The sequence below is a fragment of the Microbacterium immunditiarum genome (assembly GCF_013409785.1).
In the GTDB taxonomy this organism is placed as follows: Bacteria; Actinomycetota; Actinomycetes; order Actinomycetales; family Microbacteriaceae; genus Microbacterium; species Microbacterium immunditiarum.
Map to the genome: position 1 here is coordinate 669,561 of NZ_JACCBV010000001.1, position 14,169 is coordinate 683,729.

Sequence of the window (14,169 nt, forward strand, 5' to 3'; positions counted from 1 at the left end):
GTCTCACGAGGAGGCCCTGATGCTGGCCTTTCTCGCGGCGTTCGCCCTCATCCCCCTCGCGATGCCCTGGCTGGCGGCCCGCATCGGAGCCCGGGCGTTCTTCGTGTCGGCGCTCGTCCCGGCGGCCGCGTTCGTGCACGCCGCGGCGCTGACGCCGACGGTCATGGCCGGTGACATTCCGTTCGAGGCATATCGCTGGATCCGGCCGCTCGGCATCGAGCTGTCGATGCGCATGGACACGCTCGGCTGGGTGATGGCGCTCATCGTGACGGGCGTCGGCGCCCTCGTGATGCTCTACTGCCGCTGGTACTTCCGCGACAAGACCGACAACCTCGGGCAGTTCTCCGCCGTCCTCCTCGCGTTCGCGGGAGCGATGTACGGACTGGTGCTGACCGACGACCTCGTCGTTCTCGTGATGTTCTGGGAGGTCACGAGCGTCCTGTCGTACCTGCTCATCGGCTACTACAACCGGCGGGCCGCGAGCCGACGAGCCGCCCTGCAGGCGCTGCTCGTGACGACGCTCGGCGGCCTGGTCATGCTGATCGGCGTCGTGCTGCTCGTGGTCGACGCGGGCACGTCGAGCCTGTCGACGATCCTCGCCGAGGCGCCGACCGGGCCCGTAGTCGACGCGGCACTCGTGCTGATCCTCGTCGGCGCGCTGAGCAAGTCCGCGATCTTCCCCTTCCACTTCTGGCTGCCCGGCGCGATGGCGGCCCCCACGCCGGTGAGCGCCTACCTGCACGCGGCCGCCATGGTGAAAGCGGGCATCTACCTCATCGCGCGGTTCGCGCCGGTGTTCGCCGTCTCCCCCGTGTGGCGGCCGGTCGTCATCTCGCTCGGCATCTTCACGATGCTGCTCGGCGGAATACAGGCGCTCCGCGAAGCCGACCTCAAGCGCATCCTCGCGTTCGGAACGGTGAGCCAGCTCGGTCTTCTCACGGTCGTGCTCGGCTACGGCATCCGCGATGTCGCCCTCGCCGGCCTCGCCCTGCTCGTCGCGCACGCCTTGTTCAAGTCCGCGCTGTTCCTCGTGGTCGGCGTGATCGACCGCCAGCTCTCGACCCGTGACATCGGCGAGCTCAGCGGGGTGGGGCGCCAGGCGCCCGTCATGGCGACCTTCTCGTTCCTGGCGGTCGCGTCGATGGCGGGCATCATCCCGACGATCGGGTTCGTCGCGAAAGAGGGAGCGCTCGCGTCGCTGCTCTACGAGGCCGGGAACGGTGCGGTGTGGGGCCTCGTCGCCGTCGTCGGCATCGCGCTCGGGTCCGCGCTGACGGCCGCGTACGGCATCCGCTTCCTGTGGGGCGCGTTCTGGACGAAGAAGGATGCCGCGGGCGATCCGCTGCCTGAGACCGAGTGGCCCGATCCACCGATCGGCTTCCTCGCCGCCCCCGTTCTGCTGTCGGCGCTCGGAGTCGTCGCGGGGCTTACGGCCACGCTCGTCGACCAGGTGCTCGCCCCGTACGCCGACACGGCGCCCGAGTCCTCGACGGGGGTCGTGGTACCGGAGCATCCGGCTCACCTCGCCCTCTGGCACGGACTCGAGCCCGCCCTGTGGATCTCGCTCGCGACCCTCGTCGTGGGCGCGGGGATCTTCTGGGTCACGGTTGCGACCCGGTGGACGAAGCGGATGCTGCCCTTCACCGCACCCGACGTGTACAACCTCGTCCTTCGCGGGATCGCGCGCGCGTCCGTCATCACGACGAGCCTCACCCAGCGGGGCTCGCTCCCCGTCTACGTGGGCACGATCTTCGTCGTGTTCATCGCTGCGGAGGGAACCGCCCTCTTCGCCGGAGCCGACTGGCGCGCGGCGCTCGACGCGTATCAGACGCCCGTGCAGCTCGCGGTCGCCCCGGTGATGATCACGGCGGGGCTCATCGCGGTGCGCGCGCGCAAGCGGTACACGGGAGTCGTGCTCGTATCGGTCACGGGCATGGGCATGGTCGTGCTCTTCGCGACGAGCGGCGCGCCCGACCTCGCCCTCACGCAGATCCTCGTCGAGACGGTGACGCTCGTCGCGTTCGCCCTCGTGCTGCGGCGGCTCCCGTCCCGGCTGGGCGAGCACAACGCGTCGGTCGCGCCGATCGCACGAGCGGTGCTCGGCGCGATGGTCGGAGCCATGATGGCGGTGGTCGCGGTCGTGGCGACCGCGTCACGCGTCGCGGAGCCGATCTCGGACGCGTTTCCGGAGCTCGCGTACGAACTGGGCCACGGACGCAACGTCGTCAACGTCGCCCTCGTCGACCTGCGCGGATGGGACACGATGGGCGAGCTCTCGGTGCTCATCCTGGCGGCGACCGGTGTCGCATCGCTCGTGTTCGTCACCCACCGTGCCGACACGCTCTCGTTCACGGCGTCCCTTCCCAAGGGCGCGGCACGCTCGTTCCGCCCCCTCGTCGAGACGTCCGATGGCCTGCAGCAGCGGGGCGACGTGCGCGGCAGCGGCCGGATGGCGTGGCTCGTCGGCGGACAGCGGATCCGGCCCGAGAACCGCTCGCTCATGCTCGAGGTCATCGTTCGGGTCCTCTTCCACACGATCATCGTCGTGTCGCTGTACGTGCTGTTCGCGGGGCACAATCTTCCCGGCGGGGGCTTTGCCGGCGGACTCGTCGCGGGCATGGCCCTCGTCATGCGGTACGTCGCCGGCGGCCGCTACGAGCTCGGGGCCGCCGCGCCCACCGACGCCGGTCGTCTCCTCGGAGCGGGCATGACGATCGCGGTCGGGTGCGCGATCGTGCCCCTGTTCTTCGGCGCGGCACCGCTCACGAGCGCGTTCTTCGAGATCGAGGTGCCCGTCCTCGGGCACTTGGAGTTCGTCACGTCCACGATCTTCGACATCGGCGTCTACCTCGTCGTCATCGGGCTCGTGCTCGACGTGCTACGCAGCCTCGGCGCCGAGGTCGACCGCCAGGCCGGCGAGACACGCTCGACGGAGGTCGCCGCATGAGCGTGTCCCTGGTCCTCATCATCGTCATGGCGGTGCTGTTCGCGTGCGGTGTCTACGCGATGCTCGAGCGCAGCCTCACGCGTGTGCTCATCGGATTCCTGCTCCTCGGCAACGCGGCGAACCTGCTGCTGCTGATCGTCGCCGGTCAGCCGGGCATAGCCCCGTTCTTCGGCGCGGGACCGACCGATGAGATGACGGACCCGCTCCCGCAGGCCCTCACCCTCACAGCCATCGTCATCACGTTCGCGGTCTCGGCCTTCCTCCTCGCGCTGATCTACCGCTCGTGGCAGCTCGGCCAGGCCGACACCGTCGAGGACGATGCCGAAGACGTCGCCGTGCGCGGCCGGGGCGCCGAGGAGGCGATGGACGAGGAGACCGAGATCGAAGACACCGACGACGACGCCACGACGGACTTCGTCGGGGTCGACACCTCGCCGATCGTCGTCCTCCAGAGCCGCGATGTCTCCGGCATCCGCGACGACGCGCCGGTCGACAAGCCGGTCAGGCCGAACCCGCCGAAGCGGGGTGATGACGAGTGAACGCCCTCGTCCCGCTGCTCGTCACCCTTCCGCTCCTGGGCGCCGCGGTCGCACTCATCGCCGGTCGTCACCGCCGCACGCAGGTCGTCGTCTCGATCGTGACGCTCACGCTGGTGTGCGCGATCGCGGCCGTGCTGCTCTACGCGGTCGACGTGGGCAACCAGCCCATCGCGGTGTCGGTCGGAGGCTGGCCGATCCCCTTCGGCATCGTGCTCTACGTCGACCGGCTCGCAGCATTGCTGGTCGTCGTCTCGAGCATCGTGCTGCTCGCGGTCCTCTTGTTCTCGGTCGGCCAGGGCGCCGCCGACGGCGACGACGAGACACCGGTGTCGATCTTCCACCCGTCGTACCTGATCCTGTCGGCGGGCATCTTCAACGCGTTCATCGCGGGCGACCTGTTCAACCTGTACGTCGGGTTCGAGATCCTGCTGGTCGCGTCGTACGTGCTCATCACGCTGGGCGGCACCGAGTCCCGCATCCGAACCGGCGTCGTCTACATCGTCGTGTCGCTTGTCTCGTCGGTGCTGTTCCTCGCCGCCATCGCGATGATCTACGGCGCGCTCGGCACGGTGAACATGGTTCAGCTGTCGCAGCGGATCGGAGAGCTTCCGCAAGAGACGCAGCTCGTCCTGCACCTCATGCTGCTGCTCGCCTTCAGCATCAAGGCGGCCGTGTTCCCGCTGTCGTTCTGGCTGCCCGACTCGTACCCGACCGCGCCCGCGCCCGTCACCGCGGTGTTCGCGGGCTTGCTGACGAAGGTCGGCGTCTACGCGATCATCCGCACCGAGACGCAGCTCTTCCTCTACAACGACGTCAACACGGTCCTCCTGATCGCGGCGCTGCTCACGATGATCGTCGGCGTGCTCGGCGCCGTCGCGCAGGCGGAGCTGAAACGGATCCTGTCGTTCACGCTCGTGAGCCACATCGGCTACATGATCTTCGGGCTGGCGATAGCGACACCGGATGCGATCGGCGCGACGATCTATTACATGGTCCACCACATCGTGGTGCAGACGACGCTGTTCCTCGCGGTCGGGCTGGTGGAGCGCCGCGCGGGCAGTACGTCGATCCTGCGCGTGAAGGGCCTGATGCGTGCGGCGCCGGTGATCGCCGTGCTCTACTTCATCCCTGCGGTGAACCTGGGCGGGCTGCCCCCGTTCTCGGGCTTCATCGGCAAGTTCGCCCTGTTCGACGCCGCCGTCGAGGTCGGCACTCCGCTCATGATGGTGCTCATCGTCGCGGGGATCGTCACGAGCCTGCTGACGCTGTACGCCCTCATGCGAGCGTGGAACCTCTCGTTCTGGCGCGAAGAGGACGACTCGGCCGAGACCGAGGCCCGCATCGAGTACCTCGGCGCGGCGCCCGCCGCCGGCATCCAGACCGAGCGCCGTGTGATCCCGCGCATCATGACCGCCGCGACCGCGGGCATGGTCGCCGCGACGGTCGCCCTCACCGTGTTCGCCGGACCGCTGTACGACGTGTGCGCCCGCATCGGCGCCGCCCTGCTCGAACCCATCACGCTTGTCCAGGTGGAGGAGGACGTGCAGCCATGACGACGATGCCGGATGCCACGACCCCCGCCCGCGCGAAGGGCCTGCTCACCCAGATGTGGCGGCAACTGCCGTTCTTCCTGTGGCTCATCGCGCTGTGGATGCTGCTGTGGGGCCAGATCACGGTCCTCTCGTTCGTGACGGGCCTCATCGCGGCGCTGTTCGTCACGCGCGTGTTCCGCCTGCCGCCTGTCGAGCTCTCCGGACGCGTCAACCTCTGGTACGGGCTCGTGTTCGTCGTCACTTTCCTCGCCGCGGTGGTGCGCGGTGCGCTGTCGGTCTCCTGGCTCGTGCTCGATCCGCGCCGGCAGCCCGGGACGGCGATCATCGCCGTCCCGATGCGCACCGACGACGACCTCATCCAGACTCACACGGGCGTGACCGCCTCCCTCATCCCCGGATCGCTCGTCGTCGAGGCGGACCGCGACCGGCGCATCCTCTACCTGCACGTGATCGGTGTGCGCACGAAGGCCGACGTCGAGGCTCAGCGCGCGGGGGTGCAGCGCTGGGAGGAGCGCATCGTGCGAGCCGTCGGCTCCCGAGCGCAGTTCGAGAGATTGCGCGCCAACCCGACGGAAGGTCGACCCGCATGAGCGTCCTCCTGATCGTCGTCTACGTCGTGTTCGCGGTGGCCGCGCTCCTGACTCTGTGGCGGATCGTCGTGGGCCCTTCGATCCTGGATCGGGCCGTGGCATCCGATGTCCTCCTCACCGAGCTGATGTGCGTGCTCGGCGCCGAGATGGCGATCAACCACCACACGCGCACGCTGCCGGTGCTGCTGATCATCGCGGCCGTCGGCGTGTTCGGCTCTATCTCGATCGCGCGGTTCGTCGCGAGGAGGGACACGACCGAACGATGAACGCCGTGCTGACATCCGCCGCCGTCGACACCACGATGGCGCCCGACGCCTGGATCGACCTCGTCGCGCTCGTGCTGATCCTGGGCGGGGCGCTGCTCTGCCTCACCGCGGCGATCGGCGTGCTCCGATTCCGCGACGTGGCGACGCGACTGCACGCGGCGACCAAGCCGCAGGTGCTCGGCCTGATCCTCATCTGCCTCGCGATCGCGCTGGCGCTGCGTTCGTGGGAGACGGTGGCCTTCCTCGTGCCGGTCGTCCTGATACAGCTGGCGACCGCGCCGCTGTCGGCGCACATGGTGGGCCGCCAGGCCTACCGCAACGGCTCGCTCGACGAGCGGTCGCTCCTGGTCGACGAGCTCGCCGAGTCCCGGCAGACGCCGCCCGCCGCGGGCGGCTGATACCCGCTGGCGCCGCCCACCGCCCGTGCCGGCCGGCGAGACCGTCGAGATTGCGCAAAACGCTGCCCGCGGTGGCATCCGGCGGTGATTCGTGCGATCTCGGCGCCGTGGCCCGTCCCCCGGGACCTCAGCCGCCTCGGGACCCACCCCGCCCGCAAGCCCCGCCGAGACTGCGCTTTCGACGGCCGCCGGCGCTGCCAAGGGGTCGTTTGCGCGATCTCGGCGATGGGTGGTGACTCCTGCACAGGGCGGCGCGCTGCGAGGAGCTTCCCCAGCGGCCGGGCCGCTGACCGCGTCAGGCCAGCGCGCCGATGAGCATCGACTGGTGATCGAGCTTCCACCGTGGATGGACGGCGCCGCCTTCACCGTCGCCGAGGGCCGCGAGGCCGGATTGACGGATGCCGCGATGCGGCGCGCTGCGTTCGAGCGACCGTTCCACGGGGTGCGGGTCATCGGCGTCACGGGGCGCACGGGCGATCCGCTCGTCGACCGGTGTCGTGATCTGCGGGTGGTCCTCTCGAGTGGTGCGCTCTTCAGCCATGCGACTGCGGCGCGGCTGTGGCGGATGCCGTTGCCGTCGTGGCTCGACGAGGACGTGCACGTTCTCACCCCGGAGGCGGCACCTGTTCGACGCCCCGGCGTCATCGGATGGACTCGTGCAGGAGCGCCGCAGAGCGCCGAGCTGGAGTGCGGGCTGCCGGTGACGACACCTGCAGACACCTGGGCTTCACTCGCGACGATGGCTCGGGCCAAAGGAGGAAGTGTCACACGCGAGTGGCTGGTCGCGATCGGTGACTTCCTGATCTCGGGTCGCCGCACGCGGTACGGCCGTGAACCCGCGCTCGCTTCGATCGAGGACCTCGCCGACGCCGTGGCGCGGCACGGATCCCGCCGAGGTGCCGTGAAGCTGGCGTGGGCGCTCGCGCGGGTGCGCGCGCCCGTGGATTCGCCGCCCGAGACGTTCCTGCGACTCGGGCTGGTCGCCGCCCGCCTGCCCGAGCCCGAGGTGCAGCCCGCGATTCGGACGGCGGCGGGCGAGCGGCATCCGGATCTCGCCTACGTCGGCGCTCGCCTCCTGATCGAGTACCTCGGAGACGTGCATCGCGCGGATCCGCGGACTTGGCGCTCCGATCTCACCCGAGTCCAGCTGTTCGAGGACGCCGGCTACCGGGTGATGCTCGCCGGAGCCGATGAACTCACACTCGAAGGCCTTCCGGCTTTCGCCGCGCGCGTGCGCCGGGCGCTCCGTGGCCGAAGGTAAACCCGCCGAGATCGCACGAACTGTGGTCGGGAAGCGCATCCGGCCGCAATTCGCGCAATCTCGGCCAGGGTGGGTGGGCGCGGGCCGGGCCGGACCGGCGAAGGTCCCGCCGAGATCGCGCGAACTGCGGTCGTTTGGGGGGCTGGTGTCCGCGTTCAAGCGCAATCTCGGCGGGAGGTCGGGGCTTCTCCTTCGCAGCCTCAGCGCCCTGGCAGGAGCGTGAGGACGTTGGTCGTCGCGGCGTCGACGGCGTCGGGCGAGTACGCCCACGGGGTCGTTTCGGCCTTCTGCCATGTCTCGGTCTGGTCGATGTAGTTGGGGTGGAACGCGTGGCCGCTCGTGCCGGTCAGGTGGTTCCAGCTGGACGCGTCGAAGTCCGACAGGTCGACGATCATGCGCATCGACGGCACAGTGACGGTTTGGAAGCCCTCGCCGATGACCCAGCCGGTCGCGTTCGGGACCGACGAGCCACCACTCACCGGGAACGGCCCGCGGTTGAACAGCCACTCGATCGGCGCGATGCCGGACGATCCGAAGGTGTCGTTACGCAGGGTGAGCGCGTGCAGCGAGCCCCAATTCCACTTCGCGGGGTTGTCGCCCTGCAGTTCGACGAGCCGGTCGTACGCGGCCTCGGCGACGTGTGTGAGCATCTCGTGCTGGCTCGACACGCGCAGCGACGCGTTCGTCCACCACTCGGAGGTCTCGTCGTCCAGCAGCCGGTCGACGACGACGAACAGGCGGCTCTGGTCGGTCACCGGCGCCGGGTTCTCGCGCCCGCGCACGAAGAGGCTCTGCACAAGCTCGTCCCACAGGACGTTCGCATACGCCGCGGCCGCGGAGGCGGCCTCGTTCTGCGCGTCCCACTCGCGCAGGAGCTGGAGTGCGGCATCCGTCTTCGCGTCGCCCGTGTCGAGCTCCATGAACTCGGCGGTCAGGCGCTTGCCCATGAAGAAGTCGTCGTCGGCCTGGATGGCCTGCATGTCCGCGGCGGTGAGCTCGCCGTTGGCGACCTGGCGCTGGATCATCTCGGTGATGCGCGCGGCGCGGAATCCGTGGTCCCAGTCCCGCGTGAGGAAGTGCGGGTACTCGTCGGGAACGATCGCGTTGTTCGCCGTGACGATGAAGCCCTGGTCGGGGTTGTAGGCGACCGGGAGCTCCTCGAACGGGATGAAGCCCTGCCAGTCGTACGCCGAATCCCAGCCCGGCTGGGGCATCGTGCCGTCGCCGGCTCCGCGCATGGGCAGCTTGCCCGGGGTCTGGTAGCCGATGTTGCCGTCGATGTCGGCATAGATGAGGTTCTGCGCGGGCACGTCGAAGTGCGATGCGGCCAGCCGGAAGTCCGCGAAGCCGCGGGCGCGGTTCATCGTGAAGATCGCGGATGCCGTTGTGCCCGGGGTGAGGGCCGTCCACTTCAGGCTCACCGCGTACTCGCCGGCCGGCGGGTTGACCGGCTCGGTGATCACGCCATTCGTGCCGACGTACGGGTCTGCGCCCACCGCGGTGAAGTCGTCGGTCAGACCCGACACGATCGGGCCGTTGACGGTGTTGCGGATCGTCAGCTCGACGTCCTCCCCGCCCGCGACGCGGATCGTCTCGGTGCGCTCTTCGAGCGGCACGAGAGCGCCGTCACGCCAGTACGCATCGCCCTCGATCTTCTCGAGGTAGAGGTCGGTCACGTCGGTCGTCAGGTTCGTGAAGCCCCACGCGACCCGGTCGTTGTGGCCGATCACCACCCCCGGAACACCTGAGAAGCCGAAACCCGCGACGTCGAAGGGGCACTCGTCGGTGAGCTCGGCGCAGCGCAGACCCACCTGGTGCCACACGCTCGGCAGCGACGCGCCGAGGTGGGGGTCGTTCGCGAGCAGGGGCAGCCCGCTCTCGGTCAGATCGCCCGACACGACCCACGAGTTCGAGCCGATGCCCTCGCCGACCGGGCCGACGAGGTCGCTCACGGACTCGATGAGACCCGTGACCTCGTGCCAGTCGAACGCGGCGGCGGCGCCGGCCGCTTCGACAGAGGCCGACGCGTCAGCCGAGACGGATGCCCCGCGCGACACCTCACCCGCTGCGTCGCCGCCTTCGCCCTCGGCTTCAGCCTCGGCATCCGCGGTCTCCGGGTTGATCGGCGACGGCACCTCCGAGGGCGCCGGGGCGTTCTCCGAGATCTCGGGCACGATGACCGGATTGCGGTCGAACGGGTACGACGGGTAGAGCCCCGCCATCTGCGCCTCGGTGAGCTCGCTCGCGACGATCGCGCGCTCGGTCTCCTCCTCGATGTTGGACCGGAGGTCCCAGGCCATCGCCTTGAGCCACGCCACGGAGTCCGCCGCCGTCCACGGCTCGATCTTGTAGTCGGAGTTCTGCAGGCCGAGCACCGCGTACTCGAACGATGCATCCGGGCCCTTGTGGCCCGCGAGGTAGGCGTTCACGCCGTCGGCGTACGCCTCGTAGTAGGCGCGCGTCGTCTCGTCGAGCAGCTCGACCTCCTGCTCGGCGATCTGATGCCATCCGAGCGTGCGCAGGAACATGTCGGTGCCGAGCTGTGACTCACCGAACAGCTCCGACAGGCGGCCGTTCGTGACGTGTCGGCGGAAGTCCATCTCCCAGAAGCGGTCCTGCGCGTGGACGAAGCCCTGCGTGAAGAAGAGGTCGTGCGTGTCGGCGGCGGTGATGACGGGGACGCCGAGCTCATCGCGCTGGACGGTGACCTCGCCGTTGAGTCCGGACAGGACGAGCTCGCCGTCGAGCTGCGGGAAGGAGCGCTGGATCGTCCAGACGATCGCGCCGACGGCGATGAGGGCGATCACGACGATGCCCGCGACGATGCTGTAGAGCGTGATGCCGACCTTGCGGCCGACCGACCGCTTGTGGGGCTTCGGCTGTTCGGCGGTCTCGATGAACGCCGGATGGTCCGTTTCGGATTCGGTCTGTGTCTTCAGCATCGAAGTTCTTTCGCGGGTCGGCGAGGAACGGTACGCGGTGTCGTGCACCGCGAACCCCGGTGTCGTGCGTTCGGGTCGCACGCACCGTCGGGGAATCCTAACGCGCCCAGCCCAGCGGCGCAGGACAATGACCGGTGAACGGGTGCCGGAATGTGGTCTCGATGCGCCGCTGCGCGGCTGCTCGACCCGCGGCAGACTGCGGAATACGGGGGCGTCAGTCGGTGCCGAGGTCGAACGCGGATGCCTCGTTCGCGGCATCCGTCGCCTCTGCGAGCTCTTCGCGCTCGGCGCTGTAGGCTTCGGCGTGCTCGGTGATCTCGCCTGCCTCGCCCGGGTGCAGGCGCCCGACGAGCTCGCCCGTCGCGCCGCCGATGATTCCGGCGGAGGCGTAGTACTCGAGGCGCGAGCGCGAGTCGGCGATGTCGAGGTTGCGCATCGTGAGCTGGCCGATGCGGTCCGTGGGGCCGAACGCCGCGTCGCCGACGCGCTCCATCGAGAGCTTCTCGGGGTGGTACGAGAGGCCGGGGCCGGTGGTGTCGAGGATCGTGTAGTCCTCGCCGCGGCGCAGCCGCAGGGTGACGGTGCCCGTGATGGTCGAGCCCACCCACTTCTGGATCGACTCGCGCAGCATGAGCGACTGCGGCTCGAGCCAGCGGCCTTCGTACATGAGGCGTCCGAGGCGGCGGCCCTGCTCGTGGTAGGTCGCGAGCGTGTCTTCGTTGAGGATGCCGTTGACCAGGCGCTCGTACGCGATGAACAGGAGCGCCATGCCCGGCGCCTCGTAGATGCCGCGCGACTTGGCCTCGATGATGCGGTTCTCGATCTGGTCGCTCATGCCGAGGCCGTGGCGACCGCCGATGCGGTTCGCCTCGTGCACGAGTGCGACGCCGTCGGAGTGCTCGACCCCGTTGAGCGCGACCGGGCGGCCGGCCTCGAAGGTCACCGTGACGTCTTCGGCCTCGATCTGGACCGACGGGTCCCAGAAGCGCACGCCCATGATGGGCTCGACCGTCTCGAGCGACACGTCGAGGTGCTCGAGGGTCTTCGCCTCGTGCGTGGCGCCCCAGATGTTGGCATCCGTCGAGTACGCCTTCTCCGCCGAGTCGCGGTACGGGAATCCGTGCGCGACCAGCCATTCGCTCATCTCTTTGCGGCCGCCGAGCTCGCGCACGAAGTCGGCGTCGAGCCACGGCTTGTAGATGCGCAGCGCGGGGTTGGCGAGCAGGCCGTAGCGGTAGAACCGCTCGATGTCGTTGCCCTTGTAGGTGGAGCCGTCGCCCCAGATGTCGACGCCGTCCGCCTTCATCGCGCGGACGAGCAGCGTGCCCGTCACGGCGCGGCCGATCGGCGTCGTGTTGAAGTACGTGCGGCCTGCGGAGCGGATGTGGAACGCACCGCACGCGAGCGCTCCGAAGCCCTCTTCGACGAGCGCGGGCTTGCAGTCGACGAGCCGCGACACCTCGGCGCCGTAGGTGAGCGCGCGCTCGGGGATCGACTCGATGTCGTCTTCGTCGGGCTGTCCGAGGTCGCCCGTGTACGTGCAGGGGATCGCGCCCTTGTCGCGCATCCACGCCACCGCGACGGAGGTGTCCAGTCCGCCCGAGAAGGCGATGCCGACGCGCTCGCTGATGGGCAGGGACTGGAGCACTTTGGACATGGATTCCAGTCTAGTTGCGCCGTGCCTGGCGCCCATGGGCCACCCTCGGCCAGAGTGATGCCATGACGATTCACGTGAACGCGGACAACTTCGTCCGCGCCGAGAACGATCGCATGTTCCACGACATCCAGCGCGATGCCGGCGGTGTCAGCATGTTCCGCCACAACCGGCAGCCGGCGTCGATCGACGAGCAGACGGTCATCCGCCTGAACCGAGACACCCTCTACAGCTTCGCGGTCGTCGACCTCAGCGGTGGCGCGACGCTGACATTGCCGGATGCCGGCACCCGCTACCTCTCGGCCATGATCGTCGACCGCGACCACCACGTGCGGGCGGTGCTGCACGGCGCCGGTCGCTACGATCTCGCGGCGCTCGCGCCGGACTCCGACTACGCGCTCGTCGCGGTGCGCACGCTCGTCGACCCGCGCGACCCCGAGGACATCGCGGCGGTCGCCGCGGTGCAGGACGAGATCGGAGTGGAGGCGGCATCCGCCCGGCCCTTCGAACTGCCCGACTACGACATCGCCTCGATGGACGCCACCCGCGCGGCGCTGCTTCAACTCGCCGCCGGACTCCGCGGGTTCGACCGCATGTTCGGCGGGGCCGGCGAGGTCGATCCGGTGCGCCACCTCATCGGCACGGCGGCCGGCTGGGGAGGGTTGCCGTCGAGCGAGGCGTCGTATGTCGGCTTCGATCCGCAGCGGCCCGTCGGGCGCTACGACCTCACGCTGCGCGACGTGCCGGTCGACGCGTTCTGGTCGATCTCGGTGTACAACGCAGAGGGCTTCTTCGAGAAGAACGACGAGGGCCGCTATACCGTGAACAGCATCACAGGAGTTCCCGATGCCGACGGTGCGATCACCGTGCGATTCCGGCCGCCGGGCGACGCCGGCGAGCCGAACGCGATACCCGTCCCCGAGGGCTGGAACTACCTCTTGAGGCTCTACCGCCCGCGGGCCGAGTTCTTCGACGGAGCGTGGAGACTGCCCGAGCTGGTGGACGCTCCTGACCACTGATCGCGACGAAAACTGAAAGTTTCCTGAGAGAGCGACGCGGCTGTATGTCCCCCAAATGGGGGACAAGCTAGTCTGGCATTCGTCACGCCGGCACTGGGGGCCGAAGACGTGACGCTGGGGGGTTCAAGGGCTGGGGTCCAAGGCCTTCCGATCTTGGGAAAACCTCGGGCGCGCCTGACTGCAGCGGGCGCGCCTGAGGGTACCGGGATCACCGCCTACGGGGCCACCGCCGGTTCCTGCTCGGGTGCGGCTGCGGCATCCGTCTCGCCCACGCCTGTTCGCCGGCGCCACCACACGACGAGCGCGCCGATGCCGAGGATGACTGCCGCGATCGCGACGACGTAGACGGCGACGCCGGGGTACCCCGGGATGGGCTCGAGGGCCGTGTTGTTCGGGTTGAGAAACGGGTACGGATACCAGTACGGATCGCCCGTGACGGGGTTCACCGTGAGGGGACCACGGGCCAGCGTGTACACCGCCCACAGGATCGGGAACGCGGCGACGATCCAGACGGTCGACCACGGCACACGGCGCCGGGGGGGTCCGACGAAGACATCGACCAGGAGGAAGACCGGTCCGATCAGGTGCAGGATCTCGTTCGACCACGGGATCGGCTCGCTCCCCTGCGGCAGCTCGATGTTGCGCAGCAGCGTGTTGTAGACGACCCCCGTGACGACCATGTACGTGCTCACGCACGTGAGCGCGACCGCGAGGGGTGCCGGCTCGGCATCCGCCTTTCGTCCTCGCCTCCAGTACCAGACCACGGCCCACAACAGCACGCCCGCTGCGGCGGTGTTCGAGAGGATCGTGAAGAAGCTGAAGAAGTTCACGATCGTGACCGAGACGTCGCGCCCGAGCTCGGCGGCCGTGCCGACCGACTTCGCGAGCTGGGCGACGACCGCCGCGATGATCGCCAGCGCCATCACGGCGCGAGCGGCCGACCAGACGGACGCCATCGTCGTGCTTCGCATGCGCTCACCTTAGCGGCGCAATGACTGCT

General features: G+C 69.2%; 11 protein-coding genes. 8 read left to right on the forward strand and 3 right to left on the reverse strand.

Annotation, left to right across the window (positions count from 1 at the left end; genetic code table 11):
* The first annotated feature begins 19 nt into the window (after positions 1 to 19).
* The 7 genes from BJ991_RS03000 (at position 20) to BJ991_RS03030 (ending at position 7,554) form a co-directional block, all read left to right on the forward strand.
* The gene (locus BJ991_RS03000; RefSeq protein ID WP_179487330.1) at positions 20 to 2,947 is read left to right on the forward strand and encodes a Na+/H+ antiporter subunit A; all 2,928 of its coding nucleotides are present in this window, start codon (positions 20 to 22) and stop codon (positions 2,945 to 2,947) included.
* Complete coding sequence (locus tag BJ991_RS03005) at positions 2,944 to 3,486, forward strand: Na(+)/H(+) antiporter subunit C (protein WP_179487332.1); 543 nt, start codon at positions 2,944 to 2,946, stop codon at positions 3,484 to 3,486. The genes BJ991_RS03000 and BJ991_RS03005 overlap by 4 nt, the downstream gene beginning before the upstream one ends.
* Positions 3,483 to 5,039, forward strand: coding sequence for a Na+/H+ antiporter subunit D (locus BJ991_RS03010; RefSeq protein ID WP_179487334.1), 1,557 nt, complete (start codon positions 3,483 to 3,485; stop codon positions 5,037 to 5,039). Before BJ991_RS03005 ends, BJ991_RS03010 begins: the two co-directional genes overlap by 4 nt.
* A 5-nt stretch (positions 5,040 to 5,044) precedes the next feature.
* A complete protein-coding gene (locus tag BJ991_RS03015) occupies positions 5,045 to 5,629 on the forward strand; it encodes a Na+/H+ antiporter subunit E (protein WP_179492436.1) in 585 nt (194 codons plus the stop codon).
* Positions 5,626 to 5,895: an MrpF/PhaF family protein gene (locus BJ991_RS03020; RefSeq protein WP_179487336.1), complete on the forward strand. Its 270-nt coding sequence runs from the start codon at positions 5,626 to 5,628 to the stop codon at positions 5,893 to 5,895. The genes BJ991_RS03015 and BJ991_RS03020 overlap by 4 nt, the downstream gene beginning before the upstream one ends.
* The gene (gene mnhG / locus BJ991_RS03025) at positions 5,892 to 6,293 is read left to right on the forward strand and encodes a monovalent cation/H(+) antiporter subunit G (RefSeq protein ID WP_179487338.1); all 402 of its coding nucleotides are present in this window, start codon (positions 5,892 to 5,894) and stop codon (positions 6,291 to 6,293) included. Before BJ991_RS03020 ends, mnhG begins: the two co-directional genes overlap by 4 nt.
* A gap of 325 nt (positions 6,294 to 6,618) precedes the next feature.
* On the forward strand, positions 6,619 to 7,554 hold the full coding sequence (locus BJ991_RS03030; protein WP_179487340.1) for a hypothetical protein: 936 nt from the start codon (positions 6,619 to 6,621) through the stop codon (positions 7,552 to 7,554).
* Positions 7,555 to 7,754: 200 nt separating this feature from the next.
* Here BJ991_RS03030 and BJ991_RS03035 read toward each other — a convergent pair whose 3' ends face one another.
* Positions 7,755 to 10,496 carry a penicillin acylase family protein gene (locus BJ991_RS03035; protein ID WP_179487342.1) on the reverse strand — a complete coding sequence of 914 codons (2,742 nt, stop codon included), beginning with the start codon at positions 10,494 to 10,496 and terminating at the stop codon, positions 7,755 to 7,757.
* 214 nt (positions 10,497 to 10,710) lie between these two features.
* Entirely contained in the window at positions 10,711 to 12,153 is a 1,443-nt protein-coding gene (gene argG, locus BJ991_RS03040; RefSeq protein ID WP_179487344.1) for an argininosuccinate synthase, read from the reverse strand.
* A gap of 62 nt (positions 12,154 to 12,215) precedes the next feature.
* Between argG and BJ991_RS03045 the strand changes: the two genes are divergently transcribed.
* Positions 12,216 to 13,169, forward strand: a complete 954-nt coding sequence (locus tag BJ991_RS03045; protein WP_179487346.1) for a DUF1214 domain-containing protein — start codon at positions 12,216 to 12,218, stop codon at positions 13,167 to 13,169.
* Positions 13,170 to 13,384: 215 nt separating this feature from the next.
* Here the strand turns inward: BJ991_RS03045 and BJ991_RS03050 are convergent, their stop codons facing one another.
* Complete coding sequence (locus BJ991_RS03050; RefSeq protein ID WP_246301008.1) at positions 13,385 to 14,140, reverse strand: Pr6Pr family membrane protein; 756 nt, start codon at positions 14,138 to 14,140, stop codon at positions 13,385 to 13,387.
* Positions 14,141 to 14,169 lie beyond the last annotated feature (29 nt).